This is a genomic window from Thalassospira sp. CH_XMU1448-2, from assembly GCF_037027285.1.
In the GTDB taxonomy this organism is placed as follows: domain Bacteria; phylum Pseudomonadota; class Alphaproteobacteria; order Rhodospirillales; family Thalassospiraceae; genus Thalassospira; species Thalassospira profundimaris_C.
Genome location: NZ_JAYMEA010000001.1, coordinates 251,015 through 263,947 on the forward strand (window position 1 = coordinate 251,015; position 12,933 = coordinate 263,947).

Here is a 12,933-nt window from a genome sequence, read left to right on the forward strand (position 1 = left end):
AATGTTTGACTATCTGCGTGATCCGCAGGAAATCTATGCCAAAAGCTTTGCCACCATCGAGGCCGAGGCTGACCTTGCGCGCTTTTCAGATGACCAACAGCCTGTTGCCATCCGCATCATACATGCCTGTGGCATGGTCGAAATGGCGGCCCGGATCGCCTTTGGCGGCGATCTGGTCGGTTCGGCAACAGCTGCGCTAAGATCGGGAAAACCCGTTCTCTGTGATGCGGAAATGGTCCGCCAGGGCATCATTTCCCGCCTGTTGCCTGCAGAAAACAAGATTATCTGCACCCTGAATGACGACACGACCCATGACATTGCCAACCGGCTCGGTACAACCCGGTCAGCCGCCGCAGTCGAGGCATGGGCAGATCATATCGAAGACGCAATAATAGCCATCGGCAATGCGCCGACGGCCCTTTTCCATGTGCTTGAAGCCATCCATGAAGGACGCCTGTCCAAGCCCGCCGCCATCATCGGCATGCCGGTCGGGTTTGTCGGCGCGGCTGAAAGCAAGGATGCGCTGATTGACCATGCCGGGGATATTCCCTTTGTCACCTTGCGCGGTCGATTTGGCGGCAGTGCTGTGACGGCAGCAACGGTCAATGCTTTGGCTCGTCTGGCGCGCGATGACGCGACCACACCCGATGGCACCCTTGATCGCAGGAACGGGGGCATGCCATGAACGAACAAGCCCCGCTCAAGGGCCGCATCACAGTCATCGGGATCGGTGAAGACGGTTATGACGGCCTGTCGCCGATGGCCCGCAAGATCATTGAAAATGCCACCGTTATCTTTGGCGGCAGCCGCCATATTGCCATGCTGCCCGGATCAAACACCGCCACCCTGAACAAATGGATCACCCCGTTTGAAGCCAACCTGCCGCTGATCGAGGATTGCCTTGATCAGAACCCGGTGGTTCTGGCCAGCGGTGATCCGATGTATTTCGGGGTCGGCAACACGCTGATAAAATATTTCGGACCCGAACCGATATATGCAATCCCGTCGCCATCAAGCATTTCACTGGCGGCATCGCGCCTTGGCTGGCCATTGGCGGAATGCGATGTGATCACGCTTCATGGCCGTGATCCGGAAACCTTGCGCGCCCATTTGCGCCCGCATGGCAAACTGATTGCCCTAAGTGCCGATGGATCGACCCCGGCACTGGTCGCGGTCATGCTGTGCGAAGCAGGCTTTGATCAAAGCCGCATGTCGGTGTGTGAACGGCTTGGCGGTCCGGAAGAACGGATCACCACCCAGACGGCCCGCACCTGGCAGTCCACCGCCACATCGATGCCAGACGTCAAGGCCGTCGATCCGCTTAATCTGATCATGATTGATCTCGAAGCCGGGCCAAAGGCCAATCCGTTACCCACGGGACCGGGCTTGCCCGATGATGCCTTTATTCATGACGGCATGATCACGAAATCCGAAATCCGTGCCCAAACCCTGTCATCGCTTGCACCCTTTGCCGGTGGCATATTGTGGGATCTGGGGGCCGGGTGCGGTTCGATTTCCATCGAATGGATACGCATGCGCGGTCAGGCGGTTGCGATTGAACGCGATGCCCAACGTTGTGCAATGATCAGGAAAAATGCCCTGCACCTTGGTGTCCCCGGACTTGTGATCGAACAAAGCACAATTGAAGACGCAATCATGTTTGCCGATCGCCTGCCGCGACCCGATGCCATTTTTATTGGCGGTGGTATCACCAGCAATGGTTTGCTCGATGCCTGCTGGGACCTGCTTCCGACCCATGGGCGGCTGGTCGCCAATACGGTCACGCTTGAAGGCGAAGAAAAATTATTACGTTTCTATAATGAAAAAGGTGGCACGCTGTCGCGCCTGTCGGTATCCCGACTTGTCCCGCGCGGCACGTTCAAGGGCTGGAGCAACCTTGCCCCTGTCACCCATTACCTCGGAGTAAAAGCATGAGCAGTGCGGACCTTCCCGCAGAGCGCCTTCCGGTTGCCGGAACGGCCTATGGGCTTGGTATCGGACCTGGCGAGCCTGATCTGATCACGCTCAAGGCCTATAAAATCCTGCAACAGGCGGATGTGATTGCCTATCCTGCCCTTGAAGACGGCGTCAGCCTTGCCCGCCAGATTGTCGATCCGCACATTCCCGAAGGCCGGATCGAAATTGCCATCCGCATCGAAATGGGCAAAACCGCCGACCCGGTCTATGACGCCGCCGCGATTGAAATCGGCAAGCATCTGGCTGACGGCAAAACCGTTGCGGTACTTTGCGAAGGTGATCCGTTCTTCTATGGCAGCTTCATGTATCTGTTTGGCCGTCTGGCCGAGGCCGGCTATCCGGTCAAAACTGTTCCCGGTGTCAGTTCCATGATGGCCTGTGCCGCCCAGCTTGGCGCACCACTGGCCGCCAAGAATGACGTATTGCAAGTCATTCCCGGCCCGCTGGATGCTGATCGCCTGCGCGCACAGCTTGCCAATACCGATGCAGCTGCCATCATCAAACTCGGCCGCCATTTTGCCAAGGTGCGCGACGTGATCAACGAGCTCGGCCTGACGGACCGGGCGCGTTATATCGAACGTGCAACCCTGGAAACCCAGAAAATGGTGCCGCTTGGCGATCTTCCGGCAGATGCCAAGGCCCCCTATTTTTCCATGATCCTGATCCACCGTCGCGGAGACGCATGGCGATGACCGCCCAGAACAGCTCGAACAGCCCGGCATTGCCGACCAACCCGATCGCCCCGATTGCCGTCATTTGCCTGACGCAGCGCGCCCTTCCGACTGCGCGCAAGATCGCATCGAACCTTCAGGGTGCAAGTGTCCATGGCTTGCGGACCCGCGTGTCGGTCAAGGACGTTGATGTTGCCTTTGACGATACCATTGCGCATCTGCAACAAACATTCTCGTCTGATCATGTCATCATCGGTGTCTGTGCCGCGGGCATTCTGATCCGCGCCCTTGCGCCGCTTCTGGTTGGCAAGTGGCAGGATGCCGCCGTCATTGCCGTTGACGAAGCAGGCGATACCTTCATCCCGCTTTTGGGTGGGCATCACGGTGGTAACCGGCTGGCCCGCGATCTGGCCGAACGGCTGGGCGGCAAGGCCGCAATCACCACCCCGGGCGATGCGATGCTGGGCCTTGCCCTTGATGAACCGCCTGCGGGCTGGAAACTGGGCACACCCGAAACGGTCAAACCGGCCACGGCGGCCCTTCTGGCCGGGGCCTCTGCCCGGATTGAGGTCGAAGCCGGATCGGCGGCATGGCTGACCAACAGTGCCATCGCCCAAAGCGAGGATGGCAGTGTTCTGATCACCGCCACCGCGCGCGAGGGGGCTGATGATGACACCATCAGCGATGGTGCGGAAACCGCAATCACCTATCACCCGCCTGTTCTGGCCCTTGGGGTTGGCTGTGAACGCGGCTGCCCGGTTGATGATCTTTATGACCTTGTGATGGAAACACTGGCCGGTCAGTGCCTGAGCCCCAAGGCAATTGCCTGTGTCAGTTCCATTGATCTCAAGGCCGACGAAGCTTGCGTCCATGAACTGGCTCGCCGCCTTGGCGTTCCGGCCCGGTTCTTTGATGCCCAGACCCTTGAGGCCGAGGCAGACCGTCTTGTCACGCCATCCGATGTGGTCTTTGCCGAAACCGGCTGTCATGGCGTGGCCGAGGGGGCCGCACTTGCCACCGTCGGGCCAAACGGCAAACTGATCGTCCCCAAACACAAAACCGGGAAATCCACCTGTGCGGTTGCGCTGTCACAGGACGACATTATTCCTGACACCATCGGCACGGCACAGGGCAAATTGTCCATCGTTGGCATCGGTCCGGGGCAGATCGGCTGGCGCAGTCCCGAAGCTACTGCTTTGATCGGACGTGCGACCGATATCGTCGGCTATCAGATGTATCTTGATCTTCTGGGATCGCTGATTGACGGCAAGGCATGCCATCATTCCGATCTTGGTGCCGAGGAAGCCCGTGCGCGCCACGCCCTTGAACTCGCTGCCACTGGCAAGGATGTTGCCCTGATCGGGTCGGGGGATGCGGGCATCTATGCACTGGCAACACTGGTGTTCGAATTGCTGGATCGTGAAGATCGCGCGGACTGGAACCGGGTTGCGGTTCAGGTATCGCCGGGCATTTCCGCCCTTCAGGCCGCAGCATCGCGCATTGGCGCACCGCTGGGCCATGATTTCTGTGCGATTTCGCTTTCCGACCTTTTGACCCCGCGTGAAGATATCCTGCGCCGCCTCAAGGCCGCAGGCGAGGGCGACTTTGTCATTGCCTTCTATAATCCGGTTTCCAAGCGCCGCCGTGATTTGCTGGCCGTGGCCCGTGATATCCTTCTTGAACACCGCCAGGCTGACACGCCGGTTGTTCTTGGCCGTCAGCTTGGCCGCCCGGACGAGGAAATAACGGTCGTTCCGCTTTCGAAACTGGAAGTCGACATGGTTGATATGCTGACCACGGTTCTGGTCGGATCAAGCAACAGCCGCCATATCACCCGTGGCGAGAATGAATGGGTCTATACGCCGCGCGGCTATGCCAAAAAGGGCCCGGATGCGGCCAAGGCCCCGGTTCATAGCAGCACTGACACTTCCAGAAACGACACTTCCAAGAAAGGCGGGGCACAATAATGGCTGTTCATTTTATCGGTGCCGGTCCCGGCGCTCCGGACCTGATCACGGTACGCGGTTTACGTCTGATTGAAAAATGCCCGGTCTGTCTTTATGCGGGATCACTGGTGCCCGAGGAAATCGTCACAAGCGCCCCCGAAGGTGCCCGCGTGATTGATACTGCCCCGATGAATCTTGATGAAATCATCGCTGAGATCGAGGCCGCCCACGCCAAGGGTCAGGATGTGGCGCGTGTCCATTCAGGTGATCCGTCGATTTATGGCGCAATCGCCGAACAGATCCGTCGTCTGGATGATCTTGGCATTCCCTATGATATTACGCCGGGTGTTTCAGCCTATGCCGCAACCGCAGCCGAGATCGGCGCAGAGCTGACCCTTCCCGATATTTCGCAAACCGTGATCCTGACCCGCACTGCCATGCGGTCATCAAGCATGCCCGAAGGCGAAAGTCTTGCCGAACTGGGCAAATCACGCGCGACACTGGCAGTCCATCTGTCGATCAACAATCTGGCCAATGTGGTGCGCGATCTGATCCCGCATTATGGCGAAAACTGCCCGGTGGTGATTGCCTATCGCGCGACCTGGCCCGATCAGAAATATATCTTCGGGACCCTTGGCGACATCCGCGCCAAGGTCAAGGGAAGCGGCATCACGCGTACCGCCCTCATCATGGTGGGCGAGGTCTTTGGCCGCAAGGATTTCACCGATTCCCGGCTTTATGCCGCCGACCATACCCACGTATTACGCCCGGCCAAGGCGTAAACCGGATCGGGCGGGCGCAAAACCCGCCCGTTTTTTGTACAAAGCCCCTATGCACCAAGTTCATTTTTTCAGCACAAGAGAATTTTGCCGAAAAATCTGTCATTTCAACCCTGAACATCCTTGACCGCCAAGCCCCGCCACGCCTTTAATCGAAGGGTAATAAAGGGGAGTATGCATGTTCAACGAGATGACAATGGACGACCAGGTCCGCGAGCCATATCGCGCACTGGTTGACTGGATGGAAGCAAACGGCCCCGAGGTACTCGAACAAAAGCGCCTTGAAGCTGAAACTCTCTTTCGAAAAATCGGCATTACCTTTGCCGTCTACGGCGAGGGCGGAGACCCGGAACGGTTGATTCCGTTCGATTTGATCCCGCGCATTTTCACCGCAAGCGAATGGCGCAAACTTGATCGCGGCGTCAAACAGCGCGCACGGGCGCTCAACACGTTCCTCTATGACGTCTATCACAATGCCGAAATCATCAAGGCCGGGATCATTCCCGCCGATCTGGTGTTCAAGAACGACGCCTTTGAACCGGCTGTGATTGGCATCGATCCCCCGCGCAAGGTCTATAGCCACATCGTTGGTGTCGATATCGTGCGCACCGGGCCCGAAGATTTCTATGTGCTTGAGGATAACTGCCGCACCCCGTCTGGCGTGTCCTATATGCTTGAGAACCGCGAAATCATGATGCGCATGTTCCCCGAGCTTTTCAAAAACCTGCGCATCGAGCCGGTTGAAAGCTATCCGGACATGTTGCTCAAGACGCTCAAAAGCATCGCACCGCCCAAATGTGACCGCGAACCCAATATCGTCGTGCTGACACCCGGTGCGATGAACAGCGCCTATTACGAACATTCGTTCCTTGCTGACCAGATGGGTGTTGAACTTGTCGAGGGTCAGGACCTGTTTGTTTCCGACGACCGGGTCTATATGCGGACCACCCGCGGCCCGGCAAGGGTCGATGTGATCTATCGCCGGATTGATGATGCCTATATCGATCCGCTGTGTTTCCGGCCGGATTCTGTTCTGGGTGTTCCCGGACTGATGAATGTTTATCGTTCGGGCGGGGTTGCCATCTGTTCGGCACCGGGGGCCGGTGTGGCCGATGACAAGGCGGTTTATACCTATGTTCCAGACATGATCCGGTTCTATCTGGGGCAGGAACCGATCCTTAATAACGTTCCGACATGGAAATGCGGCAAGCCCGATGATCTGAAATATGTTCTTGAACATCTGGGCGAGCTGGTCGTGAAGGAAGTTCACGGTTCGGGTGGCTATGGCATGCTGGTCGGTCCGGCATCAACCAGGGAAGAACAGGCGGCCTATGCCGAACGCATCAAGGCCGATCCGGGTGATTTCATTGCCCAGCCAACGCTTGCGCTGTCTGCCTGCCCGACCTTTGTTGAAAGCGGCATCGCACCGCGCCATGTCGATTTCCGGCCTTTCTGCCTTGTCGGAGATGACATTCGCCTTGCACCGGGCGGTTTGACCCGTGTTGCCATGCGTGAAGGATCGCTTGTCGTGAACTCGTCGCAGGGCGGCGGGGTCAAGGACACCTGGATCATGAGTGATTAACAAGGGAAAGGGTTGAAAGATGCTTAGTCGTACCGCAGACAACCTTTTCTGGCTGTCGAGATATGTCGAACGGGCCGAAAACATGGCCCGCCTGATGGAGATGGGCTATCGCATGGCGTTGATGCCTGCTGTTGGCGATGGCAACCGTTCGGAATGGGAATCGGTTCTTTCGGCGTCCGGATGTCTTGCCGGATATGATCCTGATGCACCGCTGCGTCAGGAAGAAGTCGCCAATTACCTGATTTTCAATCGGGATAACCCGTCTTCGATCATCAATTGTTTTGAATATGCGCGCGCCAATGCACGTGCCATGCGTACCGCGATCACCGCAGAAATGTGGGAGGCGCTCAACAATGCCCTGATGGAACTTCGCCGTCCGTCGATGCATAATCTGGCCAAGAACGAGCTGCCAGAATTCATCGACTGGGTGAAAAAGCAGGGGTCACTGTTCCGTGGCGCAACTGATTCCACCATCCTGCGCAATGACGGCTATGACTTTATCCGTCTGGGCACCTTTATCGAACGGGCCGACAACACTGCCCGTCTTCTGGACGTGAAATATTATGTGCTGTTGCCTGAAACCAGCATGGTTGGCGATGGTGTGGATAACTATCAATGGACCACAGTTTTACGTGCGGCATCGTCACTGCGTGCATTCCACTGGGTTTATCGCGATGATTATTCCCCGCATCGCATCGCGCATTTCCTGATCCTTAATCCGTTCAGTCCGCGATCATTGGCCCATTGTGCCGAACAGATCACACAGCATCTGGAACGGCTGGCGCGTCACTATGGTCAACGCCATGACGTTCACGGGCAGGCCGTCGAGATGTATTCGCTTCTGACGCAAAGTGCGATGGACGAGATTTTCTCGGAAGGTCTGCACGAATTCCTCACTGACTTCCAGATCCGCAACGGTGCGCTTTCAAGTGCCATTGCCGAAGCCTATTATTTCGGGGGGCAGTAAGATGCGCCTGACAGTCGAACACAGAACCCATTACCGCTATGAATCCCCGGCCCGTCATGTTGTGCAAAGCCTGAAGCTCACACCGGCACAATTTGAAGGTCAGAAAATCCTTAACTGGTCGATCACTGCCGAGGGTTGCCTGATCGGGACGGAATTTACCGACGGCAATGGCGATATCATCAGCACATTGACGGCAGGCGGACCGGTCGACGAGATCGAGATTGTCGTACGCGGCGAGGTCGAAACCACCGACACCGCAGGCGTGCTTCGCGGTCACAAGGAACGAGCCTTTCCGACTGTTTTCCTGCGCTCGACACCGATGACCAAATCCAGCGCTGCCATCCGCAAGCTGGCCGAAAAAGTCGCCAAAAAGACCAGGGACGCGTCCCTTCTTGATCGCGCCCATGCACTTTCCGCAGCAGTTTCCGATGCCATCGCTTATGCGCCGGGTACGACCCATGTTCACACGACCGCGGCTGACGCACTGGCCGATGGCAAGGGGGTCTGTCAGGACCATGCCCATGTCCTGATTTCAGCCGCCCGCCATCTTGATATTCCGGCGCGTTATGTATCGGGCTATCTGTTTGCCGATCAGGATGGCAAGCCCCATGAGGCATCCCATGCATGGGCGGAATTACATCTGCCTGATTTCGGCTGGGTCGGATTTGATCCGGCAAACCGTTGTTGTCCGACAGATTATTATATTCGACTGGGGGCTGGACTTGATGGGCAGGTGGCTACACCTATACGGGGTGTACATACTGGTGGCGCGAACGAAAATTTGGATGTAACAGTCGTCATCGCGCAATCACAACAGTAACCGGACCAAGACGAAAAATGACCTATTGTGTCGGTTTGATGCTGAACGAAGGGATGGTTTTCCTTTCAGATACGCGGACCAATGCGGGCCTTGATAACATTTCGCGCTATCGCAAAATGTTCACATGGGAAGTGCCCGGTGATCGCGCCATCGTGGCTTTGTCGGCAGGCAATCTGGCCATCACCCAAGCGGTGATGAGCACCCTGCATGAAGCCATTGATGATCCCGACACCGAACCGGGTAACTGCATCCTGAGTGCGCCCAGCATGTTCCGCGTTGCCGAGCTTGTTGGCGAAGCCATGCAGAAAGTTCAGCACAAATACCATGACACCCTTGAGCAGCATCACGAAAGCAGTGCGGCCTCGATCATGGTGGGTGGTCAGCGCAAAGGTGGCGAGCAGCGTCTGTTTCTGGTCTATGCGGCAGGCAACTTTATCGAAGCCACAGCCGATACGCCCTATTTGCAGATTGGCGAACATAAATACGGCAAACCGATCCTTGATCGGGTCATCAGCCCCGAAACCCCGATTCAGGACGGGGTAAAGGCGGTTTTGCTATCGATGGATTCGACCCTGCGCTCGAACCTGTCGGTCGGCATGCCACTTGATCTGGCCGTTTTGCCCGATGATGCCTGCCAGTTTTCCGAACTGCGCCGGATCGAGGCCGATGACAAGGGTTTCCGCGCCCTTTCCGATGCATGGTCAAATGCGCTGCGCGATGCCTTTGCCGATATGCCAGACGAACATTGCGATCTGGCCGCCGAGTAATCCGGCACTACTTTAAGCAGTCCCGAGTACAAATCCGGACCTGTCAGGGTCCGGTTTTTTTCATTCCCGGTCTGAAATTTTTCCTGCTTGCACGACGCTGGCATGAACTTTCCAGTGACAAATATCGCGCATCAAATTATCTATAAAATCATGACAGAAAAGACCGACACCACCGTTACCGGGCGGATCACCCGCACCCTTGCTGATCGCATCATTGCCGGCGATATCGCGCCGGGCACCAAGCTGCGTCAGGATCACTTTGCCGAGGAATTTGGTGCAAGCCACGTTCCCGTGCGCGAAGCCTTTCGCCGCCTAGAGGCACAGGGTCTGGTGGTCAGCGAACCCAGACGCGGTGTGCGTGTCGCAAGCTTTGACATCGCCGAAGTCCGCGAAGTCGCAGAAATGCGGGCATCGCTTGAAGTTCTGGCCCTGCGTCACGCGGCCCCGCATCTGACCAGCGCGATCCTTGACGAGGCCGAGGATATCAATCGCGCCGGTGAAAACGCCAAGGATGTCCGGGCATGGGAAGACGCCAACAAGGCGTTCCACCGCATCATTCTTGAGCCGTGCAACATGCCGCGCCTGATGGCGAGCATCGATGATCTTCATGCCGCCAGTGCGCGTTTCCTGTTTTCCGGTTTCCGCATGGAATGGGAAGCCCCGACCGATCAGGACCACCGCGCCATCCTGCGCGCCCTGCGCGAACATCAGTTTGATGTCGCTGCCGCCACCCTTGCCCGCCATGTCAAATGGATCGGCACCAAGCCCGGCAAAAACAGTCGCAAGCTGTCTGCGATCTGATCAAAAATCCAAATTTTCTGGTCTGATGATTACCGATTGGATGCCTTTGGCATCAATCGCGCCATTTTTGCATCTACATTTCAACATTTTATAGATAATTTTTATTATTCATTTTCAGTTAGTTATCTAAAACTTCCTAGGGACCTGCAACAAATTTGCTGATTTTGCGATTTTTGGATTGATTTCACGATCCAATGGCGGCGTAATTAATAGATCAGATTCAATTTTATAGATAATTTTAGAACAAAGCCGGAGGAACACGTCATCATGGTCAATTCCGTCACCCCGGAAAGCAGCACCGCACTCCACAATCCTGTCCTCAACGGAACGAAAAACACCCTGATGGTTTTGGCGGGCGTCGCCCTGATCACGGCAAGTGCAAAGATCACTGTTCCGTTCTGGCCGGTGCCGATGACGTTGCAGACCATGGCGATCATGGCCATCGCCGTTGCGACCGGTCCGCGCATGGCCCTGACCACCCTGCTGGCCTATCTTGCCGCCGGGGCTGCGGGCCTGCCGGTCTTTGCCGGAACACCGGAACGCGGCATCGGCATTGCCTATATGATGGGTCCGACGGGCGGTTATCTCGCTGGATATCTGGTAGCGGCCGGTCTGGTCGGGGCCTTGGCACGTGGGCGCAGCGCAGCCGGTCAGTTTGCTGTGATGATGGTCGGTATGGTGCCGGTCTATCTTCTTGGACTGGCGGGGCTTTCGGCCTTTGTGCCGTCGGAAAAGGTCGTTGCCCTTGGCTTTACCCCCTTCATCCTTGGCGACATTCTCAAGATTGCGCTGGTTGCCGTTGGCTTTGCCGCCATCCGCCACCTTAAAAGCCCGAACAAGGCGGCCTGACCGATGACGGGTGCACACTCAAACACGACTTCGCCCCAGCCCGGTGCGCGCAATGCGAACCCGCCTGCTGACGGCACCCTGCGCCATGACTGGAGTATCGAGGAGATCGAGGCGATTTATCGAAGCCCCCTTCTTGACCTTGTCGGGCGGGCAAGTGCCGTTCACCGCGCCCATCACGATCCGTCCCGTGTTCAAAAGGCCAGCCTGCTATCGATCAAGACCGGCGGTTGTCCTGAAGATTGCGCCTATTGCCCGCAATCCGCCCACCACCGCGAGGTCAAGCTGGGAAAGCAACAGCTTCTTGACCCGGCATCAGTAATTGAACTGGCCAAACGCGCCAAAGATGCCGGGGCAGACCGGTTTTGCATGGGGGCTGCATGGCGTCGTGTGCGTGACGGGGCGGCCTTTGACGCGGTTCTTGAAATGGTGCGCGGGGTTGATGACCTTGGCATGGAGGCCTGCGTCACCCTTGGCATGCTTGAACCCCGTCATGCCAAACAGCTCAAGGATGCGGGGCTTAAAGCCTATAACCACAATCTTGATACCAGTCCGGAATTCTATGGTCAGATCATCACCACCCGAACCTATCAGGACCGGCTTGATACGCTGGCTTCCGTCCGGTCACACGGGATTGATCTGTGCTGTGGCGGGATCATCGGCATGGGTGAAAGCATCCGTGATCGGGCATCAATGCTTCAGGTCCTAGCGGGTTTTGATCCCCATCCCGAAAGTGTGCCGATCAATGCGCTGGTGCCGGTCGAAGGTACTCCGCTTGCCGGGCGTGATCCGATTGATCCGCTTGAACTGGTGCGCATGGTGGCAACCGCGCGCATCACCATGCCAAAATCAACCGTGCGCCTGTCGGCCGGACGCACCGATCTTAATCGCGAAGCCCAGATCATGTGTCTGATGGCCGGGGCCAATTCGGTGTTTTATGGCGAAAAGCTTCTGACCACGCCAAACCCCGAAGAAAACAGCGACAGCGCCTTGTTCGCAGCCCTTGGGCCGGTTGCCGCCTGACCATTCAGGCACAAAGTTCAACCCCCGAACCCGTGCCGCCCGCATGGGTTCAACTGGCGGAGCTCTCCTTCCATGGGAGCTTCGCCATTTTATTTAAAGCAATATGGAAAAGGGAAACACGCAACCAGCACGGCCTAGTTGGCCTGTGCAGTTTCCTGCGGCTGATAGATGAAACCATGTGCCGGGTAAACGCTGCCAAACGTGCCCTGGGTATTCATCATGCGGACTTCCGACCAGTCGTTTTTCGCTGAAACATCGACCACCGGCTGACGGTAATGGACCTTGCCGCGCGTGCGCGAATCACTGCCCCAGTTGGCGTGATTGACCAGAATCTTTCGGCTATCAAGGATGGCCGAAACCACGGCAACATGACCAAGTTTCAGACGGGATGTCTTGCGAAGTGCAAGAACGGAACCGACCTGCGGGCGGTTGCCGCGCTGGAAATTCTGTTTTCCGGCCTGCGCCCACCAGGTCCAAGCATCGCCATAAATCTCGATCCCTGATACTTCACGGGCATAGGGCACGCATTGCAGGAACTTGTCGGTCGGCGCAAAGGGATTAAGACGCGAGCTCGGCACATTGACACTGGCAAGTGTGGTGACCGTATCACTTGGCATGGGGCCGGTCGTCTGGGTTGCGGAATTGCCCGTGCTAAAACACGCAGAAAGCACCAAACACAGTCCGACAATTCCCAGAAAACGCATCTGAAATTTTCCCCAAATGACTCACATTGGCTCACCATAGGGGGGCATGC

General features: G+C 57.0%; 13 protein-coding genes. 12 read left to right on the top strand and 1 reads right to left on the bottom strand.

What is annotated here, in order from left to right; genetic code table 11:
• Position 1: 1 nt before the first annotated feature.
• From WA318_RS01150 to bioB, 12 genes are all read left to right on the top strand, one after another.
• Positions 2 to 685, top strand: a complete 684-nt coding sequence (locus tag WA318_RS01150; protein WP_336079581.1) for a precorrin-8X methylmutase — start codon at positions 2 to 4, stop codon at positions 683 to 685.
• Positions 682 to 1,935 (top strand): precorrin-6y C5,15-methyltransferase (decarboxylating) subunit CbiE, encoded by a 1,254-nt coding sequence (gene cbiE, locus WA318_RS01155; protein ID WP_336079583.1) that lies wholly within the window; start codon positions 682 to 684, stop codon positions 1,933 to 1,935. The genes WA318_RS01150 and cbiE overlap by 4 nt, the downstream gene beginning before the upstream one ends.
• Entirely contained in the window at positions 1,932 to 2,669 is a 738-nt protein-coding gene (cobI, locus tag WA318_RS01160; protein WP_336079585.1) for a precorrin-2 C(20)-methyltransferase, read from the top strand. The genes cbiE and cobI overlap by 4 nt, the downstream gene beginning before the upstream one ends.
• Entirely contained in the window at positions 2,666 to 4,615 is a 1,950-nt protein-coding gene (cobJ, locus tag WA318_RS01165; RefSeq protein WP_336079587.1) for a precorrin-3B C(17)-methyltransferase, read from the top strand. The genes cobI and cobJ overlap by 4 nt, the downstream gene beginning before the upstream one ends.
• Entirely contained in the window at positions 4,615 to 5,376 is a 762-nt protein-coding gene (gene cobM / locus WA318_RS01170; RefSeq protein WP_336079588.1) for a precorrin-4 C(11)-methyltransferase, read from the top strand. Before cobJ ends, cobM begins: the two co-directional genes overlap by 1 nt.
• Before the next feature lie 175 nt (positions 5,377 to 5,551).
• Positions 5,552 to 6,955, top strand: coding sequence for a circularly permuted type 2 ATP-grasp protein (locus WA318_RS01175; RefSeq protein WP_114096280.1), 1,404 nt, complete (start codon positions 5,552 to 5,554; stop codon positions 6,953 to 6,955).
• A 19-nt stretch (positions 6,956 to 6,974) separates the two neighbouring features.
• Positions 6,975 to 7,922 carry an alpha-E domain-containing protein gene (locus WA318_RS01180; protein ID WP_114096281.1) on the top strand — a complete coding sequence of 316 codons (948 nt, stop codon included), beginning with the start codon at positions 6,975 to 6,977 and terminating at the stop codon, positions 7,920 to 7,922.
• A gap of 1 nt (position 7,923) precedes the next feature.
• Positions 7,924 to 8,742 carry a transglutaminase family protein gene (locus WA318_RS01185; RefSeq protein WP_114096282.1) on the top strand — a complete coding sequence of 273 codons (819 nt, stop codon included), beginning with the start codon at positions 7,924 to 7,926 and terminating at the stop codon, positions 8,740 to 8,742.
• Positions 8,743 to 8,759: 17 nt separating this feature from the next.
• Positions 8,760 to 9,509: a proteasome-type protease gene (locus WA318_RS01190; protein ID WP_336079591.1), complete on the top strand. Its 750-nt coding sequence runs from the start codon at positions 8,760 to 8,762 to the stop codon at positions 9,507 to 9,509.
• A 150-nt stretch (positions 9,510 to 9,659) separates the two neighbouring features.
• Complete coding sequence (locus WA318_RS01195) at positions 9,660 to 10,310, top strand: GntR family transcriptional regulator (RefSeq protein ID WP_114096838.1); 651 nt, start codon at positions 9,660 to 9,662, stop codon at positions 10,308 to 10,310.
• 267 nt (positions 10,311 to 10,577) lie between these two features.
• The gene (locus WA318_RS01200; RefSeq protein ID WP_336079593.1) at positions 10,578 to 11,159 is read left to right on the top strand and encodes a biotin transporter BioY; all 582 of its coding nucleotides are present in this window, start codon (positions 10,578 to 10,580) and stop codon (positions 11,157 to 11,159) included.
• A gap of 3 nt (positions 11,160 to 11,162) precedes the next feature.
• Positions 11,163 to 12,179 (top strand): biotin synthase BioB, encoded by a 1,017-nt coding sequence (bioB, locus tag WA318_RS01205; protein ID WP_336079595.1) that lies wholly within the window; start codon positions 11,163 to 11,165, stop codon positions 12,177 to 12,179.
• Between the two features lie 134 nt (positions 12,180 to 12,313).
• Here bioB and WA318_RS01210 read toward each other — a convergent pair whose 3' ends face one another.
• Positions 12,314 to 12,883, bottom strand: coding sequence for a CHAP domain-containing protein (locus WA318_RS01210; RefSeq protein ID WP_336079597.1), 570 nt, complete (start codon positions 12,881 to 12,883; stop codon positions 12,314 to 12,316).
• Positions 12,884 to 12,933 lie beyond the last annotated feature (50 nt).

Coding starts and splice junctions, on each gene's coding strand:
- WA318_RS01195 (WP_114096838.1), top strand. CDS start 9,660: ATGACAGAAAAGACCGACACCACCGTTACCGGGCGGATCACCCGCACC.
- WA318_RS01185 (WP_114096282.1), top strand. CDS start 7,924: ATGCGCCTGACAGTCGAACACAGAACCCATTACCGCTATGAATCCCCG.
- cobI (WP_336079585.1), top strand. CDS start 1,932: ATGAGCAGTGCGGACCTTCCCGCAGAGCGCCTTCCGGTTGCCGGAACG.
- WA318_RS01150 (WP_336079581.1), top strand. CDS start 2: ATGTTTGACTATCTGCGTGATCCGCAGGAAATCTATGCCAAAAGCTTT.
- cbiE (WP_336079583.1), top strand. CDS start 682: ATGAACGAACAAGCCCCGCTCAAGGGCCGCATCACAGTCATCGGGATC.
- WA318_RS01180 (WP_114096281.1), top strand. CDS start 6,975: ATGCTTAGTCGTACCGCAGACAACCTTTTCTGGCTGTCGAGATATGTC.
- WA318_RS01200 (WP_336079593.1), top strand. CDS start 10,578: ATGGTCAATTCCGTCACCCCGGAAAGCAGCACCGCACTCCACAATCCT.
- WA318_RS01210 (WP_336079597.1), bottom strand. CDS start 12,883: ATGCGTTTTCTGGGAATTGTCGGACTGTGTTTGGTGCTTTCTGCGTGT.
- bioB (WP_336079595.1), top strand. CDS start 11,163: ATGACGGGTGCACACTCAAACACGACTTCGCCCCAGCCCGGTGCGCGC.
- WA318_RS01175 (WP_114096280.1), top strand. CDS start 5,552: ATGTTCAACGAGATGACAATGGACGACCAGGTCCGCGAGCCATATCGC.
- cobJ (WP_336079587.1), top strand. CDS start 2,666: ATGACCGCCCAGAACAGCTCGAACAGCCCGGCATTGCCGACCAACCCG.
- WA318_RS01190 (WP_336079591.1), top strand. CDS start 8,760: ATGACCTATTGTGTCGGTTTGATGCTGAACGAAGGGATGGTTTTCCTT.
- cobM (WP_336079588.1), top strand. CDS start 4,615: ATGGCTGTTCATTTTATCGGTGCCGGTCCCGGCGCTCCGGACCTGATC.